The following is a 25,565-nucleotide window of genomic DNA, read 5'->3' as shown; positions in this document are numbered from 1 at the left end:
CGTTTGCCAAACCCAGCCAAAATTCCAATCTGTGTGGGAACGCCCCACTCCCTGGCCTTGCGCAAGGCCGGTTGATCGAGATCGCGGGCGAAGCCCTGAATGGAATAGGCGTAGTTCTGAACGACCAGTTCATCGATCAAGCCACCCATCGCCCACAGTTCCCAGTCCTGGAGCCAGAGGTTGTAAGCCTGGCGGAAGGGGCCCGGTGACAAGCTGATGTTTACGGGGAGTCCTTCTTGTTTGAGGCGCGTCCGTAGATCGCGCAACAGGCCAGTCAGTTGTTTGCGACGCCAGTTCATCCAATGGCGATTGGAATGATCAGTCGGAACGTTGAAACCGGTTTGATCGCGATACAACGTTCGGGTCACGTCGTCGTAGCCGAATTCCACCGGCCAGGCGAAATGATCATCCAGCTGCAGGCCGTGCATTGAACAGCGCTTGAGCGTTTCGACCACCAAACCAATGAACCGTTGGCGCACCTTGGGATGGGCTGGATTCAGCCAGGACATGCGGTGATTGCCATGCAGCTTCATCCAGCGCTGCCCGTCGGCTCGCGTCAGCACCCAATCCGGATTGGCTTGGACAACAGCCGAGTCCGCCGGTTCCATCAGGCCGTATTCGAACCAAGGCATCACCTTGATGCCGCGTTTCCGGCCTTCAGCGGCCAAGGTGCAAATGGGATCAATGTCAATTCCGGCTCGCTGCAGTGGCGGTTCGATTGGCGCGAATCGACTGCGATGGAATGTTGTTCCTCGACTCCAGACATTGGGGATGACGCGGGTGAAGCCCGCCCTCTGCAGCCGTTCCATGGCTGAGCGGATGGAACGTTTGCTGTAGTACAGGGGGCTCGGACTGTTCGTCAGCCAGACACCAACGTCGCTGCGTTGGCGCAGAAGCGCACTGTCCAACCTCGGACTGGCGGATCCTGGGCTGGCCTGGCCGAGGCCAACGATCAGCGTGAGGAGTGCAGCTAGGCGATACAGATCTCGCTCAGCGGAACATCGAACTGACAGAACTCTCCTCATGAATCCGCCAGATCGCCTCGCCCAGCATGTTCGCAACCGACAACACCTTGAGTTGGTTGAACATGCGGTCCTTCGGAATCGGAATGCTGTTCGTCACCACCACCTGCTCGAACAACCCCTCTGTTGAGAGTCTCTCGCTCGCTGGAGGTGAAAACACGGCATGGGTGGCGCAGGCAATCACGCGTTGGGCTCCCTGTTCGCGGAGCAGCCGAGCTCCCGCGCAGATGGTTCCACCTGTATCGATCATGTCGTCGATCAGCACAGCGGTCTTCCCGGAGACATCGCCGATCACCGTGAGGCTTTCAGCCATGTTGTGACCGGTTCGACGTTTGTCGATGATGGCCAACGGTGCATCGTTCATCTGTTTGGCAAAGGCTCTGGCCCTGGCCACCCCTCCCACATCAGGTGAAACGACAACAATGTCCCCAAGGTTCTGGGTGGAGAGGTAGTCGACCAGCACCGGTGAGCCGTAAATGTGATCGCAGGGAATGTCGAAGTAGCCCTGGATTTGGGCTGAGTGCAGGTCCATGGCCAGCACTCGGTCCACCCCGGATTTCACCAGCAGGTTGGCGGTGAGCTTGGCAGTGATCGATTCGCGTCCCGCTGTTTTTCGGTCGGCTCGGGCATAGCCGTAGTAAGGCACGACAGCCGTGATCTGACGTGCGGATGCACGCCTGCAGGCGTCCACCATGATCAGCAGCTCCATCAGGTGATCGTTCACCGGAGCACAGGTGGGCTGAATCAAGAAGACGTCGCAGCCCCGGATCGATTCCTGGATTTGGACGTAAAGCTCGCCGTCGGCAAAACGTTTGCAGACCCGAGGCCCATCGGGAACACCGAGATATGCGGCAATTTCCCTGGCCAGGCCGGGATTGGAGGTTCCACTGAACAGACGCAGCCGTCGACTGTCCTGGTGGAGCTTGTCTTGTTCGGCGCGGGCTGCAGTCAGAAAGCTGGTCACGGCGCCTGCAGGACAAGTTCTGTTGTAATCCGATGGTAGTGCTGAGCTGCCCCCCTATGTCCACAGCCTCCCCGGTCTTGGTTGGCGCCGGTGCCCTCCCTGAGCTGGTGATGCGTGATGCGACCACGGCTCTGGCCGAGCAGTGTCGACGCCATCTGCTCTGTATCCCGATCGGTGCCTGTCCACAGACCGTGCTGAGTGAGACCGCTGGAGGTCAGGAGCTGCTGCGCCTTTCGGGTGATGCGGCTGTTCTTCATCCCAGTGGTGGCACTTGGTTCGAGGCCTTGGCCGATTGGCAGCGCCCCGTCCTGATGTTGGTGCGTGCCTGTCCCGATGGGGCGATCCCTGGTAATGCAGCGGCCTACAACGCTTTGGCCGAGCGTTTGCGGGTTTCTCTGATCGGACTCGTGCAGCTGGAGGGTGACTGGGACAGCGCCCAGCGCATTCGTGATGGTCTGCCGTGGTGTGGCTGGATTCCCCATCCGCAGCACCCGCTTCGAGAGGCGGCGGTGATCGCCCTGGCGCAGCGGTTGCTTAGTTCGGCCACAACGGCAGGCTCTGCCCCGCTTTGAGTTGCCGCAGGGTTTGGTTCCCTGTTCGGGGTTCCAGGTTCAACTGGCTGATCTGCATGCTGTCCTGGCTGGCCATGAGAGCGGCGGTGAGGCTCAGCAGCTCAGCTGGTGTGAGGTTGGAGTCGAGATCCGCCTGCAGTTCCGTCAGGATCTGTCTGATGCGTCCTAATCCGCTGGGCGTTTTCAGCTGATCCACCAGGGCCTGGATCACCAGCTGCTGACGCGACCGCCGGTTGCTTTGGTCCTGGGGGTTGTCGAGGTGGCGCAGCAGCTGCTCGGTTTCAGCGCCATTGAGGCGCTGGCGTCCGGCCTGCAGATTCACCACAAACCCCTGGCTGCGATCTTCGCGGGCGTAGGCCTCCGGCAGGTTCACGTCCAGGTCGCCCAGCCCATTGATCAACGTACGAATGACACGACGCGGTGCCACGACGTAGCGCTGGGGTTCACCGTCGGGTAAACCAACGATCTCGCGAAGGCTGTCGGCCACCAACGCGATCCCGCCCCGTTGCCACAGGCTGCCCAGGGGAATGGGCAGGGCCCCATCGGGTGTTTTGACAGCCAGTTCCGTCGGAACTTGCAGGACCCGGAGGGGTTTTTGGGCTTCAACCCGAACCAGCACGATGGCGTCGGCATTGGCGGGTCCTTTCGGGGCCGCCTGATTGCTCAGGTCACGGAGATCTTCGGCATCAGCACCGATCACCAGCAGGGTGATCGGACCGGACGGCAGCGGCGCGAGGCGCGAGGGGTCGTCTGCGCTGGGCAGGGCCGCCCGGTCGATCTGGTCTGGTGCGGGCCAGAGCCCGCCCAAAGCCCAGGCCGTTGCTCCCACGCCCAGGACCAATGCCGCAATACGCATGCTGGCCCGCAGCGGATGACGGCCTAGCCACTGCCGCAACCGATGGGGGGTGGACGACGACATCGTTCTCGGTTGTTGCGTGATCCAGTTTGTCTCAGCCCTTCTGTCCCTAGCGTTCAGGTTCAACTCACCGCTGTTCTGGTGTCGTCTTCGGTAGCCCTGCGTCATGACTTCCGCTCTCGTCCGCCAGAGGAGGTCCGGGTGGTGGTGTTCGGTGCGACTGGTTACATCGGCCGTTTTGTGGTCCGGGAACTGGTGTCTCGGGGGTATCAGGTGGTCGCTTTCGCTCGGGAACGCAGCGGCATCGGTGGTCGGCAGGACCGTGAGCAGGTGATCGCTGATTTCAAGGGCGCGGAGGTGCGCTTCGGTGATGTGACTGATCCGCAGTCCATCGCCGACGTGGCCTTTGATCAGCCGGCTGATGTCGTCGTCTCTTGTCTGGCCTCTCGGACCGGAGGGCGGAAGGACTCCTGGGCGATTGACCATGACGCCACGCTCAACACCTATCGCGAGGGACGTCGTGCCGGTGCTGCGCACTACGTGCTGTTGTCGGCGATCTGCGTGCAGAAGCCGGAACTGGAATTTCAGAAAGCGAAGTTGGCGTTGGAAGCGGTGCTCCAGGCGGACACCGACATGACCCATTCGATCGTGCGTCCCACCGCTTTCTTTAAAAGCCTCGCCGGACAGGTGGAAAGTTGCCGCAAGGGCGGGCCTTACGTGATGTTCTCCGGCGGTGAGCTGGCCAGCTGCAAACCGATCAGTGAGCAGGATCTGGCGCGGTTCATGGTGGATTGCATCCATGACGAGACCAAGCGCAATCGGGTGCTTCCGATCGGCGGCCCTGGCCCGGCGCTGAGTGCGCGCCAGCAGGGAACCATGTTGTTCAAGGCCCTGGGTCGCAGTCCTCGCATGCTTTCGGTACCGATCGCCCTGATGGATGCCCCGATCGCGGTTCTCGAAGGACTGTCACGCCTGGTTCCCTCGCTGCAGGACACCGCCGAGTTCGGGCGCATCGGGCGCTATTACGCCTGTGAGTCGATGTTGGTGTGGGACGAGGCGTCAGGCACCTATGACGCCGATGCCACTCCCTCCTATGGCGACGACACGTTGGAGCAATTCTTCGAACGGGTTGCGCGTGAGGGAATGGCGGGTCAAGAACTCGGCGATGCCGCTTTGTTCTGATCGAGCCATGCTTGAGGGGACCGCAAGGACCCGATGGATCAGGCCAGCACCCCCCGCCCGCGTTCCACAGGGGTGCTGCTGCATCCAACGGCTCTCCCGGGCAGTCCGGTCTGCGGCAGTTTCGGGGAGCCGTCCCGTCGTTGGTTGCGGTTGCTGGCCGATCACAACATCGGCGTTTGGCAGATGTTGCCGCTGGCTCCTCCCGATCCGACCGGATCGCCCTATAGCTCCCCCTCTTGTTTCGCCCTCAATCCTTGGTTTCTGGATGCTGCTGATCTAGCCGCCGAGCAATTCATTTCCGCTGAGCAGCTCGATGGCCTTCCCGGGGCCGAGGCTCCATCCCATGGGGTGGACTCCCTGTCGTTTGCACAGGCGTGTGAACGCAGTGCGGCCCTCTCCGAAGCCCTGTTGCAGTCCTGGCCCGACCAAAGCGCGGAGCGCCAGCAGGCCTTTGCCCAGTGGTGCTCTGAGCAGACATGGCTGGAGGATCACGTGCGCTTTCGCGTTCTCCACGACCAGCATCAGCAGGCCTGGTGGACCTGGCCACAACCGTTGGCCCAGCATCAGAGCGCAGCGCTTGAACGCTGGGCTCGCGACCATCAGGACGCGTTGCAGAAGGAACGGCTGACCCAGTGGCAGTTGGATCGTCAGTGGCAGCAGATCCGAACCTTGGCTGCGGACCTGGGCATTCTTCTGTTTGGTGACCTGCCTTTTTACGTCAGTGCGGACAGTGCCGACGTTTGGAGTCACCGTTCGCTCTTCACCATTGCCGCCGATGGACGGCTCAGCACGCAGAGCGGTGTTCCGCCCGATTATTTCTCCGAAACCGGACAGCTCTGGGGATCTCCGGTCTACCGCTGGTGGCGCCATCGTTTGACGCGGTTCAGCTGGTGGCGCAAGCGAATCGCTCGTCAGCGTCAGCTGATGGACCTCCTGCGATTGGATCATTTTCGTGCGCTGGCGATGTTCTGGGCCGTTCCCGGCGGTGACACCACGGCGGAACATGGCCAGTGGCAGCCGTCCCCTGGAGCCTCGCTGCTGCGAAAGCTGCGCAGCGATGCCGGCGGAGCACTGCCGTTGATTGCCGAAGATCTCGGTGTGATCACTCCCGATGTGGAAGCGCTGCGGGACGGCTTCGCACTGCCGGGGATGAAGGTGCTGCAGTTTGCATTTGACGGTCAGTCCGACAACCCTTACTTGCCGGAAAACATCGATGGTTCCCGTTGGGTCGTGTACACCGGCACCCACGACAACGCCACCACGTTGGGATGGTGGCAGCAGCTGGACCAGGACAGCCGCACTCGGGTGATGGAACGCGTGTCGGGTGGTTTCGAGTCTCCGGCCTGGCATTTGTTTGATATGGCCTTCGCCACATCCGCGGCCCTGGTGGTGGCCCCTTTGCAGGATCTGATGCACCTCGATGACGCGGCTCGATTTAATACGCCAGGAACCAGTGAGGGCAACTGGAGTTGGCGTTGTTCTCAATTTGATGCTGCCCTTGAGGGGGCTGTGAAGGGCTATGGCGAGAGGGGGGCCGTCTGGGGCCGGACCCGGGCCGGGGCCTCGGCGGTCTTGGGCATGCTGTAGGTCCCGGGTTCTGCTGCGTTCGGCAGCAGGATGGCGCCATTCCAAAGCACCCGGTCCTGCTTGCTCAGGGCCGGGTCAAGCTTGATCGTGAAGGGTTTGACCAGGCTCAGGGTGAGTGTTCCCTGGCTCCCGTTCAGCGTGAGCCGATCACCCCCTCCGCTGGTGATGGAGAGCTGACTGGGTTGAGAGAGCTGGAGTTCGAGGATGCCCGGACGTCGTGCGTCGCTTTGCTTCAACGCCGTGAGCCAGCGTTGTGGTGGCTGATCGCTGAGTTCCGCCAAGGGGCGCAGCGTGCCGAGCACCGGAGCATCGGTGTCGTCCAGGGTTGCGGCTGGTGGAGTCAACGCTGCCCGCACGGGTTCGAGGGTGAGACTGTTCTGCTCGATCAGGACCTGTTGCTGTCGGTTGATGGCCAGGAGGCTGACTCCAATCACAACCGCATACAGCAGTGATCCTTGCCAAGTGGTGACGACATCAATGCTGCCCGGGGTGAAGCGTCGAAGACCCTTGCGATTCCGTGCATCCAGTGGTGATGCGGCTTTGGGGGGCAGGACGGCATTCAGGCTTCCTGCCGGCACAGTCAGCGCCTGTTCCAGGCGAATCACCATGGCGGCGAGATAGGTCCGTTCTGGGAGACGCTCCCGCCAGCCGCGCTCCATCGCTTCCAGCACCGGCGTTGTGATCCGTGTCTGCAGAGCGAGTTCTCTGAGGTTGAGCCCTAGGGCTTCGCGGCGGTCTCTGATGCGCGCTCCCACCTCCTTCGCCCGCTCTTCTTCGCTTCCTTCCTGTCCAAGACCGGCCGACGACGAGGCTTGGGCGCGTCGACGCCACAGTTGGGTCCATCTCAGGCGCATGGCCCCCCCTCGAGCAGCGGCTGCCATTCTTGTCGCTCCAGCCTTCGCCAGCATCCTTCGCGGAGATTACCGAGGCTGACCCCAGCCAGGCCAACCCGTTGCAGGTCGATGACACGGTGGCCCAATTTGGCGGCGACCCGTCGGATCTGGCGATTACGGCCTTCTTTTAACTCAAGACTCAGCAGGCTTCGCCGTGCCTCTTGGTCCAGCAGTTCAACCCTTGCGGGTCGGGTTGGGCTGCCGTCCAAGGGAATGCCGTTGCGCCAACGCGTCAGGGTCTCTGCGGTGGGATGGCCATGCACCCAGACCCGATAGCTCTTGATGTGGTCGTAACGGGGGTGGGTCAGCTTCAGGGTGAGGGCGCCCTGGTCGGTGAGCAGAAGCGCTCCCCGGCTGTCCGCGTCTAAACGACCGACCGGGTGGAGTCCCTGACGCTCGCGTCGGGGCAGAAGATCGAGAACCGTGCGGCGCCCTTGGGGGTCGTGGCAGGTGCTGATCACACCGATGGGTTTGTTGATCAGCAGAACCCTGGCATCGCTCAGACGCGGTAGTTCTCTGCCATCCACGGCAATGACGTCATGATCTGGATCGGCCTGATCCCCGAGCGTTGCCGACTGTCCATTAACGGTCACCCGGCCTGCTTTCAGCCAGTCTTCGGCGCGTCGTCGCGAACAAAGGCCAGCTGCTGCGATCAGTTTCTGCAGCCGTTCACGGGTCATTCCGTCAGAACTCTCGGAAGTGTGAGTTCCATGCAGGTTCCCCCTTCAGGATGGTTGCGGGCCTCGACCCTGCCGCCATGGACCACGGCGATCTGCTGAACGATGGCCAGACCCAGGCCACTGCCACTGCGGGTGGAGCGGGCTCGCGAGGGATCACCGCGGTAAAAGCGCTGGAACATTTTGTCCAGGTCGGCATCACTTAAACCCGGACCGTGATCACGGATGCTGAGTTGCCACCAGCCCCCGCTGGGGTGGATCTGCACATCGACAGTGGATCCATTCGGCGAATACCGCAGCGCATTGTCCAACAGATTGACGACTGCCCGGTGCAGCCGAGGCAGATCGCCCATCAACTGTCCGGATTCCTTGCGATCGAGTTCAAGCTCGATGTCTCGGGCCTCAGCGAGCGGGCGGACGCTATTCCATGCACTGTCGACCAAGTCCTCCAGCGTGAGTGCTGAATACTTTTCACTGTCCTGCGGCAGGCTGTTTTCGAGGCGTGAGAGTTCCAGAAGGTCCTCGACCAGCACTTGCAGACGTCGCAGTTCCTTCTGCAGCCGCTGCACCAGCACCATGTCCTGGTCCTGGCCGGTGACGGCCATTTCCAGCCTTTCGCTCACCAGCATGAGTGCCGTGAGCGGGGTTCTCAGTTCATGGGCGACATCGCTGACCCACCGCTCCTGTTCCTGTTGCTGAGCTTCGAGCGACTGGCGGCTTTGTAGAAGAATCAGCAGCCACTCCTCGGATCCCGGCAGGACAAGCCCCTCCAACGGTGAACCGTTCTGATCCCACTCACTGCGTTGGGATAGCTGGGAGTACCGGGTGCTGATGATCGCTTCGTTCAACTGCGGGACCGACAGCACCTGCTCAAGGGCCATTCCGCGCACGAGACGATTTTGAGAAATCTGCAGCAACCGTTCGGCCCGAGCATTGAGGTAGGCAATGCTGAGATCGGGGGCAAGGATGATCCACCCCTGCGTTGCGGCATCAATCCAAGCCAGCAGCTGGGGTGCACTCAGACCCTTCTCCAAGCGCTCGGTGGCTTGAATGAGCTCGAGTCTGACGCGGTGCTGGCGACGGTTCCACCAGCGGGTGATGGTGGCTCCCGCGATCAAGCCGATCAACGCGGACAGGATCACAGCAGCACTCAGGCGAAGCGGTAGCCGAAACCACGGACGGTTCGGATGAATTTTGGCGTTGAGGGTTGCTCCTCGATTTTTTCGCGCAGCCAGCGGATATGAACATCGACCGTTTTGCTGTCACCGACAAAATCCATTCCCCAGACTTTCTCCAGAAGCTGGTCTCGGCTCCAGACCTGTTTCGGATTCTGGATGAACAGCTCGAGAATTTTGTATTCCTTTGGGGAGAGCGTGAGATCAACGTCGTCCCGTGTCACCCGGCATTCCCGCAGGTACAAGCTGAGATTCCCGTGATGAAGAACGGTCTCAGGTGAATCGAGCTCCGGCTGTTGCCGTGAACGTCGCAGCAGAGCCCTGCAGCGCGCGACGAGTTCTCGAAGCCCGAACGGTTTCACCAGATAGTCGTCGGCCCCAACCTCCAGCCCCAGGACGCGATCGGTCTCACTGTCCCGTGCGCTGATGACCAGGATCGGTGTGCTGTTGTTGGTCCGGCGCAGCTCTCGGCAGAGGTCCAGACCTCCCATGCCAGGCAGCATCAAGTCGAGAACGATCAGGTCCACCGCTTCGGTGTTCTGATCCATCATCAGTCGGAGTGCCTCAGCACCATTCCCACAGGTCAGAACGGCGTATCCCTCGGATCTGAGGGCATCTCCGACGGTTTCACGGATCGTCTCGTCGTCTTCGACGACAAGAAGAGTTCCTGTCGCCACAGCCGTGCTCAGCGTTGTCACCGGAATGTTGCTGATAGACCTGATGACATTCTGACCGCTCAGCGAGGCATCGTGATTCGACGCGTGGAGGGTTAGAAGAATTCGTCGAAATTATCGAAATCAACGGCCTTGAAATTGCCGCTTTCCACCTGAAGCATCAGCCGCTCAAGTTGAGCCCAGAGGGCGCCGCCGGTGAGCAGAGACAGGATCAGGGCCACCAAGAGGGCTGCACCGGAGGCGAAGCCAAAAATCTGCAGGCATGAACCAATAAATAGGACGATTCCCACGAGAGTGCCGGTGTAACTCATGGTGATCTCGGCACTGCCAAGGGGCAGCAGCGGCAGCCGATCCTGTTTCCAGCCATCCAGCTTGATCTGCACCAGCCGACCGAAGGTCAGTCCGCAGAGAACGCCGACGGCGAGGCCGACGCCCGCAAGCAGATAGGGAGGCTGTGGAAAGTACGCAAGCTGAAACAGCAAGTCGTCGGTGCTGAAGTCCTCGGGCATCGACGCAGTCGTCCGCAGTGAAGGGCGACCCTAGCGGGAGAAAAACTCAGGCCGCTGCCAGTGGGTTCAGGCGTTGCAACAGGCCACCGGCCAGACGAGCAGGATCAAAGCGCCGACCCACCATGCCAAGCAGAGCTTTGAGGTCATCGACATGGAGACGGTCGTCGCGGATCAGCGTCATCAGCAGCCTGCTGCGCAGGTCGGAACCGTCTCGGCTCAGCAGCAATCTCAACCCAGCACCGGCTACAGGAAGCAGAGCTGCGGTGGGAGCGGCCTGATCCTGACCGACGACATCGAGAAGGTTCTCGAGACGATCGGTGCGCAGACGTCCGTTCTCGTCAAAAATGACTTCGAGAAGTTTGTCGCGCATTTCGCTGGTGTCACCGGCGAGCAGACGCCGTGCGACATACGGATAAGCCACCGCAATGATCCTGAACTCAGGATCGAGGCGCAGGGCGAGACCCTCCTGGCTCACGACAGCACGGATGATCAAGGCAAAGCGCGCCGGGACGCGGAAGGGGTAGTCGAACATCAACTCCGAGAAGCGATCCGTGATCGCCTTGAAGTTGAACGAGCCCACGGAATCACCGAGGCTGCCCCCCAGAACGTCTTCTAAAGCGGGAGTGATCAGGGTGAGATCGGCGGTTGGGCTGAGAAAGCCGAGGTCCTGAAAATCCTGGGCCAGTGCATTGAAATCGCGGTTGATCAGATGGACGACAGCGCCGGTCAGGATCAGTCGGTCGCTGTCGCTGATGGAGTCCATCATTCCGAAGTCGACGTAGCCGACCCGTCCGAGGTCTCCGCTGCGTCCCTCGAGGGCAAAGAGGTTGCCCGGATGTGGGTCGGCATGGAAGTAGCCGAACTCAAGGAGCTGCTGAAGACCGCAGATCACACCGGTGCGAATCAGGGCCGCTGGATCGAGATTCAGCGCTTCGAGTTCTGCGCTATCGCGCATTTTTGCCCCATTGATCCAAGTCGTCGTGAGCACGCGTTTGGAGCTGAGCATCCGCTCAACCCTTGGCACCACGACCGCTGGATTGTCCGCAAACAGGGCCGCAAACCGTTCTGCATTGCGGGCTTCCTGTTCGTAATCGATTTCCTCAAACAGGCTGCGGCCGAATTCATCAATGATTTCGCCGAGACCAAAGCCGAGATTCAGCGGCAACAAGGGTGCGCTGATGACTCCGAGCAGCCGGATCAGCACCAGGTCCCGACGGAGGATGAACTCCAGGTTGGGCCGTTGCACCTTCACGGCCACCCAAGCATTGCCCTCCAGCCGTGCTTTGTAGACCTGGCCGAGACTGGCCGCCGCCATCGGAGCGCTTGGGAAGTCCTCAAACAACTCCTGGACCGGTGCACCGAGTTCGGATTCGATGCGTTGGAGAGCGATGGCGTGGGAAAACGCGGGGAGGTCGTCCTGGAGGCGGGTCAGTTCCTCCAACCAATCGCGGCGGACGAGGTCGGGGCGTGTGGACAGCGCTTGGCCGACCTTGATGAAGCACGGCCCCAGATTCGTCAGCGTCGTCAGGATGCGCCGTCCCAGCTTCCGTTGCACGTCGGGATCCGGACTGCCTCCACGAATCACGAGCACGAGGACGAGTCCGATCAGACTCCAGAGCACCTGGATCAGACGCGGTAACGCGATCCAAGGCCGCAACAGCAACCAGACCAGATTTCGCCCTGGGCTGTAGCGCATCGTCTTTGTCATGGGAGTCCCAGACTTTAAAGAGAATCACGAGCAGCCATGGCTTTGCTCCAAGCTCTCACGACCCGCTTGGGACGCTCGTTCTTCCTTCCAGCCCATGGTCGGGGCCGGGCGTTGCCGGATGACTTTCGACGGTTGCTGCGGGGGCGTGCTGGTGTTTGGGATCTCCCGGAACTCCCCCAGATCGGTGGGCCTCTTGAAATCGAGGGGGCTGTTGCTGAAAGCCAGAGGCAGTTCGCTGCGGCGATGGGGGTCCAGCGCGCCTGGTACGGCGTCAACGGAGCGACCGGCTTGTTGCAAGCGTCACTTCTTGCTGTTGCCGCCCCAGGTCAAGCGGTTTTGATGCCGCGCAATGTTCACCGCAGTCTGATTCAGGCCTGTCTGCTTGGGGACCTCACCCCGGTGTTGTTCGATGTTCCGTATCAGCCCGATCGAGGCCAACCGGCCCCCCCCGATCGCCCCTGGCTCGAACGCATCGTTCAGTCCTGTGCAGCCTCCGGGCGAACGATTGCCGCGGCGGTGCTGTTGCATCCCACCTACCAGGGTTATGCCAACGACCTAACCCCGTTGGTTCATGCGCTGCAGGCCCAGGGTTGGCCGGTGCTGGTGGATGAAGCCCATGGCAGTCATTTCGCTGCGAATGCCGATTCGTCGCTGCCTCCCTCAGCGCTTCAGGCCGGAGCCGATCTGGTCGTGCATTCACTGCAGAAGTCCGCGATGGGGCTGGCGCAGACCGCTGTGCTTTGGCTGCAGGGCGATCGCGTGGCGCCCGAACGGGTGGATCGTTCCCTCGGTTGGCTGCAGACCACCAGTCCGAGTGCCTTGCTGTTGGCCTCCTGTGAATCCGCCCTGCAGAGCTGGCAGTCAGTGTCGGGTCGCAACCGCCTGAGCCGGCGACTGAATGAGGCCAGAGCCCTGGCCTCAGAGCTGAAGCACCAGGGCCTGCCCTTGCTGGACACGCAGGATCCGCTGCGGCTTGTGCTCAAAACGGCGGCCCGGGGAATGAGTGGCCTTGAGGCCGATGATTGGTTGTTGCAACGTGGTTGGCTGGCTGAATTGCCCGAGCCGGCCACCCTGACGTTCTGCCTTGGTTTTGCGCGTCACCGCGGCTTGGTCCGCGCCTTTGTGCGGATGTGGTCGGACTTGCTCAAAGCGCATCCAGATCGCCAGCCGTTTCCATTGTTTGAGGCTCCTCCTCTGCCGCTTGTGGCGAGCCCTGAGATGGTGTTGTCTCAAGCCTGGCGCGCTTCGTCTGTGGCCGTTCCGCTGGCGGATGCTGTGGGTCAGGTCAGTGCCGAATTGCTCTGTCCGTACCCTCCGGGGATTCCACTGCTGGTTCCTGGGGAGCGCTTGGACCAGGAGCGGTTGGACTGGCTCTTGCGACAGCAACGGCTCTGGGGTGATCAACTTCCGCAGCATGTGCGCGTGGTGGCTGGCGGAGGTTCAATGCGGGCAGAGCGCTGATCAACCGTGATGGGGCTGTTGCTGCTGCTGCTATTGGCCTGGTCCGAACCATCACGGGCGAGTCCATCGGCGGAAGAGTTTTTGGTCGAACAGAGCAGCGAGCCGTCCTTGTTTGTTCCAGTCGCTCCTCTCGCCGCCCCACCGGCCCCGAAGGCCGTGGTGCTCCAGCCGCAGATCCATGGGGCTGCCAGTTGGTACGGACCAGGGTTCTACGGACGGCGAACAGCCAATGGTGAAACCTTTCGTCCCGATACGTTGACGGCAGCCCACCGCACGCTCCCGTTTGGGACCCGCGTGCGTGTGACCAATCTGGTCAACGGCAAAACAGTGGTGGTGCGGATCAATGACCGAGGTCCGTTTCGCCGGCATCGGATGATCGATTTGGCCCACGGCGCAGCAACGGTGCTGCAGATGAAGCAAGACGGAGAAGTGCCGGTGGCCCTTGAAATTCTTGATTCAGGCAATTGATAGTCTGAATTTCCTGGTCAATGGGACCTCAGCGTGGTGAATGGTGATCGGCGAGTCTCTCCCCACGACCGCTGGTGATCGGAAGCGGCGATCCGGGTCGTTAAGAACGCGTGTTGGAAGTGGGCTGGCAGCCGGAGGTTTCGGCCTTGTTGTTGTCGGACTCGGTGGATGGTGGTTCACCGTTGCCGTTGGGGTGATTGTTCATCTGGGCCTGCTGGAATTTTTCCGGATGGCACAGTTCAAGGGGATGAGACCCGCAACCAAGACCACGTTGGTGGCTTGCCAGTTGCTGTTGCTGTCCACCCAGTGGGGAGTCCATGGGGGGTTGCCTGCTGTTCTTTCCGCCGCTGTCCTTCCCTTGGCGGGTGCATCGATTTGCGGATGGTTGCTGTTGCAGCCCCTGACCGGATCAATTGCGGATATTGCCGCGTCCATTTTTGGTCTGTTTTATCTCGGCTTTTTGCCGAGCCATTGGTTGCAGTTGCGCAACTTGGATGCACCTCAGCTGGCCCCCTCCCTCGCGGCTCTACCCGATGAGTGGTCTTGGATCACAAGCGGCTTGGCCCTCACCTTGTCGGCCTGCTTCATGATCGTGGCCAGTGATATTGGGTCATGGGCGGTTGGACGCCGCATCGGTCGACGGCCGTTGTCTCCGATCTCGCCAGGCAAGACCCTTGAAGGGGCGATCGGCGGTGTTGTGGCTGCAATGGCCGTGGGTTGGATCAGTGCTTTGCTCCTTGGCTGGCCTGGCCTCGGTCTGCCTGGTTTAGTGCTCGGCGCTTTGGTGGCGGTGATTGCCCTGGTGGGCGACCTGACGGAGTCGATGATGAAGCGGGATGCCGGCGTGAAGGATTCCGGAGATGCCCTTCCCGGCCATGGCGGCATCCTTGATCGAATTGACAGTTATCTGCTGACTCCCGCGGTGATTTATTACCTCATCGCCCTGGTGCTTCCCCTCTTCCCGAATCCGTGATGGCCACCCCTGGCGGAGATCAGTCCGGCGTCACTCGGGCATGACCACTGAGCAGCAACCGTCCGGCTGACAACGTGGCTTGTTCGATTTGGATGTTGGCGTCCATCGGTAAAGCCGTTGATGTACGGCCTGTGGTTGACCCATCGTCTGAACGGAAGATCACGGTTCCCGCTTCTGCGTCCACGCGGAAGCGTTGTTGTTGGGGGTTCTGATGTCCCGCAATGGGGGCCTCCAGTTCAAGGAGGTCATCTCTGATCCGCAGGGCGCCAAGCGGTGTGATCCCCATGAGTTGTTCCGCAAGCCAGTCACCCAGCCAGTTCCAGGGGGATGTCAGCAGAGCATCATTCAGAGCAGACCCCTGGAACGTGACCGATCCCATCACCTTGAAGGGTTGTTGAAGCGCCAGCATCCGGCCCGGTTGAAGCAGCTGCAGATCGAGGTTGATGGCTTCGCTGTCCAGATTCACGTGCTGGAGAGGGAGCCCCTGAAAGCAGACATCCCGTGCGCTGAGATGAACGCCTGCCAATCGGCCTGTCAGCAGCCCGAGGCCGGACCCTTTGAGCTCGAGCTCGATCGATCCGATCTGATCGCAGCGACTGCGCAGCCAGAGCTTCAATCCACTGCTGATCAGCTGAAGGAGGGGATCATTCATGCCGTCAGCAAGGAAAGGCAGCGTTCGGCGACCTGGTGCGGTTGATCGAGGTGGGGCAGATGGCCGCAGTTGTCCAGTGTTTCGACGGGGTTGGCCAGCAAGTCCATCGCCTGTGCCTTCAGGCGAGGCTGCAGGATCCGGTCATTGGCGCCCCACATCACATGCAGGGGTTGATCCGGAAGCGGGTGGCCGCTCCCACCGAAGCCCCCACTGCGGGCAAAGGCGGCCAAGGCCTCAGCCCAGCCCGGGCATTGCAGATGGAGTGAGGCGATCTGCTCTTCCGCTGGCCCCACACTCGCCTTGGGGTCGGCAAAGGCTTGGCGACAGAGCCCTTTGCGAACACCGGGACGGGACAGGAACCAGACGCCCAGGCGGTCGAGCAATGGCGGGACAGGCATGGGACGACCGGTCAGTCCAGCAGGAGCAAGCAGCATCACAGCCCGAACGCGATCTGGGGATTGTCGCGCCAGTTCAATGGCAACGGAACCTCCCATCGAGGCTCCGATCACGGCCAATGGGCCCTCACCGTCCAGTTGCTTGAGCAGCTGATCGAGGTGATTGAGAACCGCGGTGGGACCGTAATCAGTGCCGTTGGGGCGAGGGGAAAAGCCGAAACCAAACAGATCAGGGATGATCAGTCGGAAGTTCTGGCTGAGCAGCGGAGCCAGACGGCGAAACTCAAGGAAACTGCTGTCAAACCCATGCAGCAGCAACACGGTTGGTCCCTGTCCTTGCACTGCGACCGGAAAGGGATCAGAGCAACCGGGCAAGGACAAATCCCACCACTCCACGGTTGTGGCCAAGTCGCGGGCCTGAGGGTCCAGCAGGTCTGGAATCAGGCCATCCAGCAGTGCTTTCAAGGTCGACTCGGTGGGGTGGGAATCGCTTCACCGGCCCCCACGAGTGCTTCGAGGAGAGCACCGATTGTGACCTGGAAGGGGAGGTGATGCAGATCCGAGCCCTCGCGGCATGCAAATGCACAGACCTGCTGAAGATCACTGAGGCTGGCGGATGCCAAGCCCAGGTCGTCGAGGCAAACGGGCAAACCCAGTTCCCTGAGCAGGGGAAGAAGTTGGCGGTGGGCTTGACCAGCCAATTGATTACCACCCAGGCGCTCCTCCAGGCGCAGTTGGACCAGGATTCCAAACCCGACCTTTTCGCCATGGAGACTTCCATGGCAAGCCTCCAATTGGGTGAGGCCGTTATGGACGGCATGGGCTGCCACGGTCCGGCAGCGTGCTCCTCCGAGACCACCCATCACCCCGGCGGTCAAGCCGCAGGCTTCTGCGACCCGGACCCAGGCCTCACTCGTGGTGTCGGCCATGGCTTCGCGACTGTCAAGCATCAGTTGGTCCCGCAAAACGCGGGCCATCTGAACCGCCTGTTGGACGAGCCCATCGTGGCTGGTGGCACTGCTCACGGAGGCCTCGTACCACTTCGCCAGGGCATCAGCGATGCCACTCGCCAATGTTCGCGGCGGGGCTTGGCGAATCAGGCCGTGGTCGAAGACCAAAAGATCCGGGCAGCGATCGAGACTGACATCTCCCGAGAAGGCACCGCTCGGTGAGTAAACGTTGGACAGGGCCGTCCAACCTGCACAGGTGGCTGCACTCAGGGGAACGGTGATGCAGGGCAGTTGAAGGCGGTGCGCCAGCAACTTGCCGGCGTCGAGGACTTTCCCCCCCCCGGCAGCAATCACAGCATCATTGGCGCAGGCGGTGATCTCAGCGGAAATGCGCTGTAGATCGTCCTCACAGCAATCGTTCAGCAGTTGCGCTGCCGATGGAACAAGGCCGTCGGACTCAAGATCAGCTTTGAGGCGTTGTCGGTGAGGTGCGGTGGCTGCACTGCGCCCAAGCAGCACCGGTTGGTGGCACAGGGACGCAATGCGCGGTCTGGCCTCGTCCCAAGCCCCATCGCCCCGCAGAACAACAGCGGGAGCGATGGCATGGGTTGCGAGGGGAGATCCAGAGCCCATCAGACGCCGGCAGTCGCCAGTTGCGGGGTGACGGCTTGGCCTTGATGGCGAACAACAACTTTTTTGTTGTCATCGACATCGACTTCCGCATGATCACCGTCCTTGATCCGGCCGGACAGGACTTCCTCAGCGAGGGAGTCTTCGAGCAGCCGCATCACGGCTCGGCGGAGCGGACGTGCTCCATAGGCAGGGTTGTAACCCTCTTCAACCAGTCGCTCTTTGAAGGCTTCGGAGACCGTGAGGGTGATGCCCTTGTCGGCCATGCGGCCAAAGACCTCTTTCAGCATGATGTCGGCGATCAATTTGACTTCATCGCGATTGAGCTGACGGAAGACGATGATTTCGTCGAGTCGGTTGAGGAATTCAGGTCGGAAGTACTGCTTCAGTTCCTCATTCACCAAGGAGCGAATGCGGGTGTACTGACTTTCTTCTTCGCTTTCACCTGAGAACTCAAAACCAAGACCACCGCCACCTTTTTCGATGACCTTGGAGCCGATGTTGGAGGTCATGATGACCAGGGTGTTCTTGAAATCAACAGTTCTGCCTTTCGAATCGGTCAAACGACCATCTTCGAGAAGTTGCAGAAGCAGGTTGAACACGTCGGGGTGCGCTTTCTCGATCTCATCGAAGAGCACGACTGTGTAAGGCCGACGACGAACCGCCTCGGTGAGCTGACCACCCTCGTTGAATCCGACATAGCCCGGAGGAGAGCCGATCAGCTTGCTGACCGTATGGCGCTCCATGAATTCGGACATGTCCAGACGGATCATGGCCTCTTCACTGCCGAAGAAGTACGTCGCCAACGCTTTGGTGAGCTCAGTTTTACCCACGCCAGTGGGGCCCGAGAAAATGAAACTGGCGATCGGGCGATTGGGATTTTTCAGGCCGACGCGGGCACGACGGATGGCCTTCGAGACGGCCTTCACGGCTTCGTCCTGGCCGATCAAGCGCTGGTGGAGGGTCTCCTCCATGTTCAGCAATTTCACGGACTCACTTTCCGTGAGTTTCTGCACTGGAACACCGGTCCAGGAGGCAACGATTTGGGCGATGTCCTCCTCATCGACCACGGGACTTGTGGACTCACCGGCGGCCGTTGCCACGGCTGGTGTTGCCTCCTCTGCAGACGGTGTCACGGCCGCGTCAGCGTTCTCCGCATCGGCTGCCGGGGCAGCTTCGTTTCGAGCGTTCTGAAGCAGAGTCCGAATCTGCTCTCGAAGTTCGACCTCCTTCTCGCGCAATTCACCGGCTTTGGTGAAGTCCTGTTCCCGAACAGCGTCCTCTTTATCTTTCTGGACGGCCCTGAGTTCCTTGTCGACGTCCTTGGCGGCCGGAGGGAGCTTCGAATTCAGCAGGCGAACACGGGAGCCAGCCTCATCGATGAGGTCGATGGCCTTATCGGGAAGGAAGCGGTCGGAGATGTAACGGTCGCCCAATGTGGCCGCGGCAATCAGGGCGTCGTCAGTGATTTTCAGACGGTGATGCTGTTCATAGCGCTCACGCAGCCCCCGCAGAATCTCGATGGTGTCGTCAATCGACGGTTCACCGACGTTGACCGGCTGGAAGCGGCGTTCCAGGGCGGCATCCCGCTCGATGTGCTTGCGGTACTCATCGAGGGTTGTGGCACCGATGCATTGCAGCTCACCTCGGGCCAGAGCTGGTTTGAGAATGTTGGCGGCATCGATGGCGCCTTCGGCCGCACCGGCACCGATCAAGGTGTGGACTTCATCGATCACAAGGATGACGTTTCCGGCCGCCTTGATCTCCTCCATGATTTTTTTCAGGCGCTCCTCAAATTCACCGCGGTACTTGGTCCCGGCGACCAGAAGCCCGATGTCGAGGGTCAGGACGCGCTTGTCTTCGAGGATGTCCGGGATATCGCCCTGCTGAATCCTCTGGGCAAGCCCTTCGGCAATGGCTGTTTTGCCCACTCCGGGTTCACCGATCAGAACAGGATTGTTCTTGGTTCGACGACCCAGGATCTGGATGACACGGTCAATTTCGTTGTGGCGCCCAACCACAGGGTCCAACTTGGCTTCGGTGGCCAGTTGGGTCAGGTTGCTTCCGAATTCATCGAGGGTGGGTGTTTTCGTGGAACCTTTGCTTCCACCGCCGCCACCTGAGCTGACCTCAGCGGTTTCACCCAGCATGCGGATGACCTGCGTGCGCACCTTGGCAAGGTCAACACCAAGGTTCTCCAGGACGCGGGCCGCAACACCTTCTCCTTCGCGGATGAGACCCAGCAAGAGGTGCTCGGTGCCGATGTAGTTATGACCGAGCTGGCGGGCTTCCTCAAGGGAGAGCTCCAACACCCTCTTAGCTCTTGGGGTGAAAGGAATCTCAACGGCGACGAAGCCGGAACCCCGGCCGATGATTTTTTCGACTTCAACCCGAGCATCCTTGAGGTTGACGCCCATGGACTTGAGGACTTTTGCGGCAACCCCGGTGCCCTCGCCGATCAAGCCCAGCAGGATCTGTTCCGTCCCGACGAAGTTGTGGCCCAGGCGTCTCGCCTCTTCTTGGGCGAGCATGATCACCTTGATGGCCTTCTCGGTAAAACGCTCGAACATCGTTGAGGCCGATGCAATGTCTCTACAAGCTATCAGGGTTGAGGGGGCAATGTGAAGGTTCGGTCGGTTCGGTCACTTCCCTGTCCCAGACTGGCTTAAAACCAGTAGAAGTTGTTAATGAGCACGATCAATTCTTCGGTTAATTGTTTTATTGGGCGGTAAACCGAACCGCTTTAAATGTCAGTTGTTTTCAAGGGCTGGATTCAGTCGGAGCCACTGGATTAAGGCGTCACGACCATCCTTGTAGTAACCCTTGCGGCAACCCGCGGTGCGGAAGCCGAACTGCCTGTACAACGCTAAAGCTGAGTTATTGCCTGTCGCCACATCGAGAGTGGCGTGACTGGCTCCCCGCTGTCGTGCCCGTTGCAACAGAGCCGTCAGCACCGATTTGGCGTGACCCTGGCGTCGATGGTCCGGGTCGGCCGCTACGGCAGTGATATGCAATTCATCCACCACCAGCCATCCACAGGCGATCGCAATCAGACCGACGCTGTCCTGATGCAGGCCGATGCAGAGCCGACGGGGATCCGAGAGCTCCCGCGACCACTGCTCACGAGTCCACAGCCCATGGAGGGCTCGATCATCCAAAACGAGGCAGGCCTCCAGCCAGGTGACGTCGAGCTCGCTCACCACGGGACGACTGCGCAAGGTCGATTCCTACATTGCTAGTCGATGTCGGCCTCTTCGTGACTCAGACCTTGGCAAGCCTGCGGCCCTACGAATCAACGCGCGATCCCAACAGCCCCAATCGCAATCTGGCACCGGTCACAACCCAGCTGGATGATCAAGATCGTCTCGTTGTGGGTGGATGTCGCTTAAGTGAGTTGGCCCAGCGTTACGGCACACCGTTGTATGTGCTGGATGAGGAGAGTCTGAGAGCGGCCTGCCGTGCTTACAAGCAGGCTCTTGAGAAGCACTACCCCGGCCCATCGCTGCCGATCTACGCCTCCAAAGCCAACAGCTCATTGATGATGAGTGGCCTGGTGGCCTCCGAGGGGCTGGGCCTGGATGCGGTGTCCGCCGGCGAGCTCTTGACGGCTCTTCAAGGGGGCATGCCAGGTGAACGCATTGTTCTCCACGGCAACAACAAGTCCGATGACGAGTTGCTGATCGCTTATCGCAACAGCGTCACGATCGTTGTCGACAACCAGCATGACCTTGACCGCCTGGCGGCTCTGATCCCCGCTGGATCCGCTCCAGCACGGTTGATGCTGCGCTTCACTCCCGGGATCGAGTGCCATACGCATGAATACATCCGCACCGGGCACCTCGACAGCAAGTTCGGCTTCGACCCGGATCAGCTGGAAGCGGTTCTCAAGGGTCTTGTCGGCCAATCCTGGGGTGTCTTGACCGGCCTTCATGCCCACATTGGCTCGCAGATTTTTGAACTGGAGCCCCACCGCGATCTCGCCGGGGTAATGGCCGATGCCCTCAAGCTGGCCAGGGGGCTAGGTCATCCCGTGACCGACCTCAACGTCGGCGGAGGTCTTGGGATCCGTTATGTGGAATCCGACGATCCCCCGTCGATCGATGCTTGGGTTCAGGTGGTCGCTGAGGCCGTTGCGAGTGCCTGCCGTGAGCGTGAACTCGACTTGCCGCGCCTGTTGTGCGAGCCCGGGCGGTCGCTGGTCGCTCCTGCGGGGGTGACGCTCTATTCCGTGGGATCACGCAAGACGATTCCTGGCATTCGCACCTACGTGGCGGTCGATGGAGGCATGAGCGACAACCCCAGGCCGATCACCTATCAATCCCTGTACACAACATGTCTTGCCGACCGTCCGCTCGCCACAGCGGATGAAACCGTGAATCTGGTCGGGAAACATTGTGAGTCCGGTGACGTTTTGCTCAAAGACCTGCCGTTGCCCACGACCTGCAGTGGTGATGTCGTCGCTGTGTTCGCCACCGGTGCCTACAACGCCTCGATGAGTTCGAACTACAACCGCATTCCACGACCGGCCGCTGTGCTGGTTCACGACGGGCAGTCCGAGCTGGTCCAGAAACGTGAACAGCCGGATGATCTGCTGCGCTACGACGTCCTCCCCGAACGCTTTCGGGCGGTACGTTAATAGCAGAGGTCGTAGAACTGAGTGAACGTCTTGGAGGCAGAGCTGTCTCGCCAGATCCTGGACGTGTTGTTTGCTTCTGCGATCGGCTTTTTGCTCTTCTTCCGCGTCAAGGAACAGAGAACCCTTTGGTTGCTCCGGGGGTATCTGTTCCTGGTCGCTTTGGGCTGGTTTGTGCAGCGGAGCGAGACTCTTCCGCTGACGTCGAAGCTGGTTGATGCGCTTGTGCTGGCCTGCTCGTTGTCCCTAGCCATCCTCTGGCAGGGTGAATTACGCCGTTTGATGGAGCTGCTCGGCACCCTGCGTCTGGCGGTGTTGCTCGGCAAATCCCAGAACGAGTTTCAGGCGGCAGCTGGCACCGTTGGTTCGATCACCGAGGCCGCGGGCCGTTTATCCCAACAGCGTCGTGGCGCCCTGATTGTGGTGGACATCGGTAGTGACCTGCGTCCGGAGGATTTTCTCAATCCAGGCGTGGTAATTGGAGCTCAGATGAGCCGTGAGCTTCTGCTCAACCTGTTCGCTGCAGATACTCCGTTGCACGATGGTGCGGTCTTGGTCCGCGGCAACCGCATCGAGTCCGCAGGGGTGATTCTTCCGTTGTCCCGCCGGGCCGTCAGTCGCTTCGGAACCCGACATCTGGCGGCTCTTGGGATAACGGAGCGCTTCGACCGTTGCATCTGCATCGTTGTTTCGGAGGAAACAGGAACGTTGTCTCTTGCCAATCAAGGGCGCTTGGAACGCCCGATCACAAGCAGCCGTCTGCAGGAGTTATTGACCGACCTGATCAGTGGGGTTGATGCTCTGCCCCCGAGCAGGCGTAGCGTAGGCAATCCTTCCCCTGAGTCGCTGTCTTGAGCCGTCTACCGGCCACCAGCACTGATCCGCATCTGCGAGCTGTCCGTCCGGACGAGCTTGATCCCTTGCGGATGCCCGATCACGTGGCCGTGATCATGGATGGCAACGGACGTTGGGCAAAATCCAGAGGTCTTCCTCGGGTGATGGGACATCGCGCCGGGGTGGAAGCCCTTAAAACGACGCTGCGGCTTTGCAGTGATTGGGGCATTCAGGCTCTGACGGCCTATGCCTTTTCAACGGAGAACTGGTCCAGACCCGGGGACGAGGTCAGTTTTTTGATGACGCTCTTTGAGCGGGTTCTCAAACGTGAGCTCAAAAGCCTTGAACAGGAACGGGTTCGCATTCGCTTCCTTGGCGACCTCGACGGACTGCCCGAGGGCCTGCAGAGTCTGATCACCGATGCCATGGAACGCACCGCTGAGAACCAAGGCATTCAGTTCAATGTGTGCACCAACTACGGGGGGCGTCGCGAACTGGTGCGTGCGGCCCAGCGCCTGGCTGAGCGCGCTGTTTCCGGAGAGCTGGATCCGCAGTTGATTGATGAAAATCATTTAGCGGCTGAGTTGTTTACCTCAGGCATGCCGGATCCGGATCTGCTGATCCGAACCAGTGGAGAGCAACGCATCAGTAATTTTTTGCTGTGGCAATTGGCCTATGCCGAGATTCACATCACCGATGTCCACTGGCCTGATTTCGATGCCCAGGCCTTGACCGAGGCCCTGCTCGATTTTCAGAGCCGCACCCGTCGCTTCGGCGGTCTTGATTCGACTAAATCATGAGTGTCAGCACCCGTCACGACTGGACCATTGAGGAAATCAACGCGCTGCTGGAGCTGCCGCTGATCGATCTGCTCTGGCAGGCCCAGACCGTGCATCGCTCTGCCAATCCTGGATACAAGGTTCAGCTGGCGTCTCTTCTCAGTGTGAAGACAGGGGGCTGCGAAGAAGACTGCTCCTACTGCTCACAGTCGATTCACAACAGCAGTGATGTGTCGGCGTTCGAGGCACAGATGCAGGTGGAGCCTGTGCTGCAACGGGCCCGCGCCGCCAAGGAGGCCGGGGCTGATCGGTTCTGCATGGGCTGGGCCTGGCGTGAAATCCGTGACGGGGCTCCCTTTGAAGCCATGCTCGAGATGGTCCGCGGTGTGCGTGGCATGGGCATGGAGGCCTGTGTGACCGCGGGGATGCTCACCGATCAACAGGCGGAGCGGTTGGCTGAAGCGGGATTGACCGCCTACAACCACAACCTTGACACCAGCCCTGAGCACTACGACCGCATCATCACCACACGCTCGTATCAGGAGCGCCTGGAGACCTTGCAACGGGTCCGCAAGGCCGGGGTGACCCTGTGCTGTGGGGGAATCATCGGGATGGGTGAAACCGTTCGCGACCGTGCGTCGATGCTGCAGGTGCTGGCCACCATGGATCCCCATCCCGAAAGTGTCCCGGTCAATGGTCTGGTGGCCGTGGAAGGGACTCCCTTGGAAAGTCAAGAACCGTTCGAACCGCTTGAGCTCGTGCGCATGGTGGCCACCGCCCGCATCCTGATGCCGTACTCCCGTGTGCGACTGAGTGCCGGTCGTGAGTCGATGAGCCGCGAGGCCCAGATTCTTTGCCTGCAGGCCGGTGCGGACTCAATTTTCTACGGCGATGTGCTGCTCACCACCGGTAATCCGGATGTGGACGCCGATCGTCAGCTGCTGGCCGATGCCGGGGTGACCGCCAACTGGCAGGAGTGTGGAGCTGCTGCCGCATGAGCCGGCTTCTGGTGGCGGCGTTTTACGCCTTCACGCCCTTGGACGACGCCCGACGGGAGGCACTGCTGGAGGCCTTGCCAGCTTTGGCCCGGGAGGGCCGCGTGCTCGGCTCCGTCCTGGTTGCCCATGAAGGTGTGAACGGCACGATCAGCGGACCGGAGCCCGGGGTGGATGCGGTGTTGGATTACATGCGCTCGTCCTTGGATCTGGGCGACGACCACTACGCGCGGCTCGAGGTGAAGCGCAGCTGGGCCGACCAACCGGTGTTCCGCCGCTTCAAGGCCCGACGCAAAAAGGAGATCGTGACCATCGGCATCAGCCGTGTGGATCCCAGCGCCAGCGTCGGCACCTACGTGGATCCGCAGGACTGGAATGCGCTGGTGGATGATCCCAACACCTTGGTGATCGACACCCGCAACAGCTACGAAACGGCGATCGGCACGTTTGATGGTGCCATCGACCCCGGCACCGAAAGCTTCCGCGACTTTCCCCAGTGGGCCGAGCAGACCTTGCGGCCGATGCTTGAGCAGCAGGGCAACAAGCGCATCGCCATGTTCTGCACCGGTGGTATCCGCTGTGAGAAGGCCAGCAGCTACCTGCAACAGGAGGGCTTCGGGGAGGTGCACCACCTGCGCGGCGGCATCCTCAAGTACCTCGAGCAGGTGCCGGAAAGCGAGAGCCGATGGCAAGGCGAGTGCTTTGTTTTTGATCAACGGGTGGCGTTGAACCACCGGCTGGAACCCGGCGAGTACAGCCTTTGCCACGCCTGCGGGCTGCCGGTGTCAGCTGAACAACGCAACTTGCCGAGCTTCATCAAAGGCGTGCAATGCCTGCACTGTTTGGATCGCTTCACGGATGCCGATCGGGAGCGCTTTGCGATGCGCCAACGCCAGATCGATCAACGTTCGGTCTCGATGAAAGCAGCCAAGGATTGATTCGTCATCCGTGAAGGGCACCCATCTGGTCCGAAAAG

25 protein-coding genes are annotated in these 25,565 nt (G+C 60.8%); 11 read left to right on the top strand and 14 right to left on the bottom strand.

Going from position 1 to position 25,565, the window contains the following annotated elements:
• Positions 1-1,025 (bottom strand): glycoside hydrolase family 10 protein (locus ACGVKB_RS09195; protein ID WP_392351347.1); only part of this gene is annotated, 1,025 nt, incomplete at its 3' end.
• A complete protein-coding gene (locus tag ACGVKB_RS09190) occupies positions 991-1,986 on the bottom strand; it encodes a ribose-phosphate pyrophosphokinase (RefSeq protein ID WP_392351345.1) in 996 nt (331 codons plus the stop codon). The genes ACGVKB_RS09195 and ACGVKB_RS09190, both read right to left, overlap by 35 nt.
• A 56-nt stretch (positions 1,987-2,042) precedes the next feature.
• Here ACGVKB_RS09190 and ACGVKB_RS09185 point away from each other — a divergent pair, with 56 nt between their 5' ends.
• Positions 2,043-2,558: a hypothetical protein gene (locus ACGVKB_RS09185; protein ID WP_392351343.1), complete on the top strand. Its 516-nt coding sequence runs from the start codon at positions 2,043-2,045 to the stop codon at positions 2,556-2,558.
• On the opposite strand, the gene ACGVKB_RS09180 is transcribed toward ACGVKB_RS09185, so the two are convergent.
• Complete coding sequence (locus ACGVKB_RS09180; RefSeq protein ID WP_392351341.1) at positions 2,521-3,477, bottom strand: LCP family protein; 957 nt, start codon at positions 3,475-3,477, stop codon at positions 2,521-2,523. The two genes, ACGVKB_RS09185 and ACGVKB_RS09180, sit on opposite strands and share 38 nt — an antisense overlap.
• A 78-nt stretch (positions 3,478-3,555) precedes the next feature.
• On the opposite strand from ACGVKB_RS09180, the gene ACGVKB_RS09175 reads away from it, so the two are divergent.
• Positions 3,556-4,596 carry an NAD(P)-dependent oxidoreductase gene (locus ACGVKB_RS09175; RefSeq protein ID WP_392351353.1) on the top strand — a complete coding sequence of 347 codons (1,041 nt, stop codon included), beginning with the start codon at positions 3,556-3,558 and terminating at the stop codon, positions 4,594-4,596.
• A 33-nt stretch (positions 4,597-4,629) separates the two neighbouring features.
• Positions 4,630-6,183, top strand: a complete 1,554-nt coding sequence (malQ, locus tag ACGVKB_RS09170) for a 4-alpha-glucanotransferase (RefSeq protein ID WP_392351339.1) — start codon at positions 4,630-4,632, stop codon at positions 6,181-6,183.
• Here the strand turns inward: malQ and ACGVKB_RS09165 are convergent.
• From ACGVKB_RS09165 to ACGVKB_RS09140, 6 genes are all read right to left on the bottom strand, one after another.
• Complete coding sequence (locus ACGVKB_RS09165) at positions 6,114-7,064, bottom strand: helix-turn-helix domain-containing protein (RefSeq protein WP_392351337.1); 951 nt, start codon at positions 7,062-7,064, stop codon at positions 6,114-6,116. The genes malQ and ACGVKB_RS09165 overlap by 70 nt on opposite strands.
• Entirely contained in the window at positions 7,028-7,756 is a 729-nt protein-coding gene (locus ACGVKB_RS09160; protein WP_392351335.1) for a pseudouridine synthase, read from the bottom strand. The genes ACGVKB_RS09165 and ACGVKB_RS09160 overlap by 37 nt, the downstream gene beginning before the upstream one ends.
• Complete coding sequence (locus tag ACGVKB_RS09155) at positions 7,753-8,895, bottom strand: sensor histidine kinase (RefSeq protein ID WP_392351333.1); 1,143 nt, start codon at positions 8,893-8,895, stop codon at positions 7,753-7,755. Before ACGVKB_RS09155 ends, ACGVKB_RS09160 begins: the two co-directional genes overlap by 4 nt.
• An 8-nt stretch (positions 8,896-8,903) precedes the next feature.
• Positions 8,904-9,632 carry a response regulator transcription factor gene (locus ACGVKB_RS09150; RefSeq protein ID WP_392351351.1) on the bottom strand — a complete coding sequence of 243 codons (729 nt, stop codon included), beginning with the start codon at positions 9,630-9,632 and terminating at the stop codon, positions 8,904-8,906.
• Between the two features lie 65 nt (positions 9,633-9,697).
• A complete protein-coding gene (locus ACGVKB_RS09145; protein ID WP_392351331.1) occupies positions 9,698-10,111 on the bottom strand; it encodes a hypothetical protein in 414 nt (137 codons plus the stop codon).
• A gap of 46 nt (positions 10,112-10,157) precedes the next feature.
• The gene (locus ACGVKB_RS09140) at positions 10,158-11,807 is read right to left on the bottom strand and encodes an ABC1 kinase family protein (RefSeq protein ID WP_392351349.1); all 1,650 of its coding nucleotides are present in this window, start codon (positions 11,805-11,807) and stop codon (positions 10,158-10,160) included.
• Positions 11,808-11,855: 48 nt separating this feature from the next.
• On the opposite strand from ACGVKB_RS09140, the gene ACGVKB_RS09135 reads away from it, so the two are divergent.
• From ACGVKB_RS09135 to ACGVKB_RS09125, 3 genes are read left to right on the top strand one after another with little or no spacing between them, the layout of a single operon-like run.
• The gene (locus ACGVKB_RS09135) at positions 11,856-13,280 is read left to right on the top strand and encodes an aminotransferase class I/II-fold pyridoxal phosphate-dependent enzyme (RefSeq protein ID WP_392351329.1); all 1,425 of its coding nucleotides are present in this window, start codon (positions 11,856-11,858) and stop codon (positions 13,278-13,280) included.
• A 9-nt stretch (positions 13,281-13,289) separates the two neighbouring features.
• On the top strand, positions 13,290-13,748 hold the full coding sequence (locus ACGVKB_RS09130; protein ID WP_392351327.1) for a septal ring lytic transglycosylase RlpA family protein: 459 nt from the start codon (positions 13,290-13,292) through the stop codon (positions 13,746-13,748).
• A gap of 40 nt (positions 13,749-13,788) precedes the next feature.
• Positions 13,789-14,721 (top strand): phosphatidate cytidylyltransferase, encoded by a 933-nt coding sequence (locus tag ACGVKB_RS09125; RefSeq protein WP_392351325.1) that lies wholly within the window; start codon positions 13,789-13,791, stop codon positions 14,719-14,721.
• Positions 14,722-14,740: 19 nt separating this feature from the next.
• On the opposite strand, the gene ACGVKB_RS09120 is transcribed toward ACGVKB_RS09125, so the two are convergent.
• From ACGVKB_RS09120 to ACGVKB_RS09100, 5 genes are all read right to left on the bottom strand, one after another.
• Positions 14,741-15,373 (bottom strand): LmeA family phospholipid-binding protein, encoded by a 633-nt coding sequence (locus tag ACGVKB_RS09120; RefSeq protein WP_392351323.1) that lies wholly within the window; start codon positions 15,371-15,373, stop codon positions 14,741-14,743.
• Positions 15,370-16,233, bottom strand: coding sequence for an alpha/beta fold hydrolase (locus ACGVKB_RS09115; protein WP_392351321.1), 864 nt, complete (start codon positions 16,231-16,233; stop codon positions 15,370-15,372). Before ACGVKB_RS09115 ends, ACGVKB_RS09120 begins: the two co-directional genes overlap by 4 nt.
• Complete coding sequence (locus ACGVKB_RS09110) at positions 16,230-17,351, bottom strand: iron-containing alcohol dehydrogenase family protein (RefSeq protein WP_392351319.1); 1,122 nt, start codon at positions 17,349-17,351, stop codon at positions 16,230-16,232. Before ACGVKB_RS09110 ends, ACGVKB_RS09115 begins: the two co-directional genes overlap by 4 nt.
• The gene (locus ACGVKB_RS09105) at positions 17,351-19,918 is read right to left on the bottom strand and encodes an ATP-dependent Clp protease ATP-binding subunit (RefSeq protein ID WP_392351317.1); all 2,568 of its coding nucleotides are present in this window, start codon (positions 19,916-19,918) and stop codon (positions 17,351-17,353) included. Before ACGVKB_RS09105 ends, ACGVKB_RS09110 begins: the two co-directional genes overlap by 1 nt.
• Positions 19,919-20,098: 180 nt before the next feature.
• Positions 20,099-20,566 carry a GNAT family N-acetyltransferase gene (locus tag ACGVKB_RS09100; protein ID WP_392351315.1) on the bottom strand — a complete coding sequence of 156 codons (468 nt, stop codon included), beginning with the start codon at positions 20,564-20,566 and terminating at the stop codon, positions 20,099-20,101.
• Positions 20,567-20,604: 38 nt separating this feature from the next.
• Between ACGVKB_RS09100 and lysA the strand changes: the two genes are divergently transcribed.
• Genes lysA through ACGVKB_RS09075 form a run of 5 tightly spaced genes read left to right on the top strand, consistent with a single transcriptional unit; the run spans position 20,605 to position 25,527 of the window.
• Complete coding sequence (lysA, locus tag ACGVKB_RS09095) at positions 20,605-21,984, top strand: diaminopimelate decarboxylase (protein WP_392351313.1); 1,380 nt, start codon at positions 20,605-20,607, stop codon at positions 21,982-21,984.
• 21 nt (positions 21,985-22,005) lie between these two features.
• Positions 22,006-22,836, top strand: a complete 831-nt coding sequence (cdaA, locus tag ACGVKB_RS09090; RefSeq protein ID WP_392351311.1) for a diadenylate cyclase CdaA — start codon at positions 22,006-22,008, stop codon at positions 22,834-22,836.
• On the top strand, positions 22,833-23,615 hold the full coding sequence (locus tag ACGVKB_RS09085; protein ID WP_392351309.1) for an isoprenyl transferase: 783 nt from the start codon (positions 22,833-22,835) through the stop codon (positions 23,613-23,615). Before cdaA ends, ACGVKB_RS09085 begins: the two co-directional genes overlap by 4 nt.
• Positions 23,612-24,592, top strand: coding sequence for a biotin synthase BioB (gene bioB, locus ACGVKB_RS09080; RefSeq protein ID WP_392351307.1), 981 nt, complete (start codon positions 23,612-23,614; stop codon positions 24,590-24,592). Before ACGVKB_RS09085 ends, bioB begins: the two co-directional genes overlap by 4 nt.
• Positions 24,589-25,527, top strand: coding sequence for a rhodanese-related sulfurtransferase (locus ACGVKB_RS09075; protein WP_392351305.1), 939 nt, complete (start codon positions 24,589-24,591; stop codon positions 25,525-25,527). Before bioB ends, ACGVKB_RS09075 begins: the two co-directional genes overlap by 4 nt.
• Positions 25,528-25,565 lie beyond the last annotated feature (38 nt).

It is taken from the genome of Parasynechococcus sp. (assembly GCF_042954325.1).
GTDB lineage: Bacteria > Cyanobacteriota > Cyanobacteriia > PCC-6307 > Cyanobiaceae > Parasynechococcus.
The sequence above is the reverse complement of the archived record's forward strand: the minus strand, read 5'-3'. Positions and strand labels throughout refer to the sequence as shown.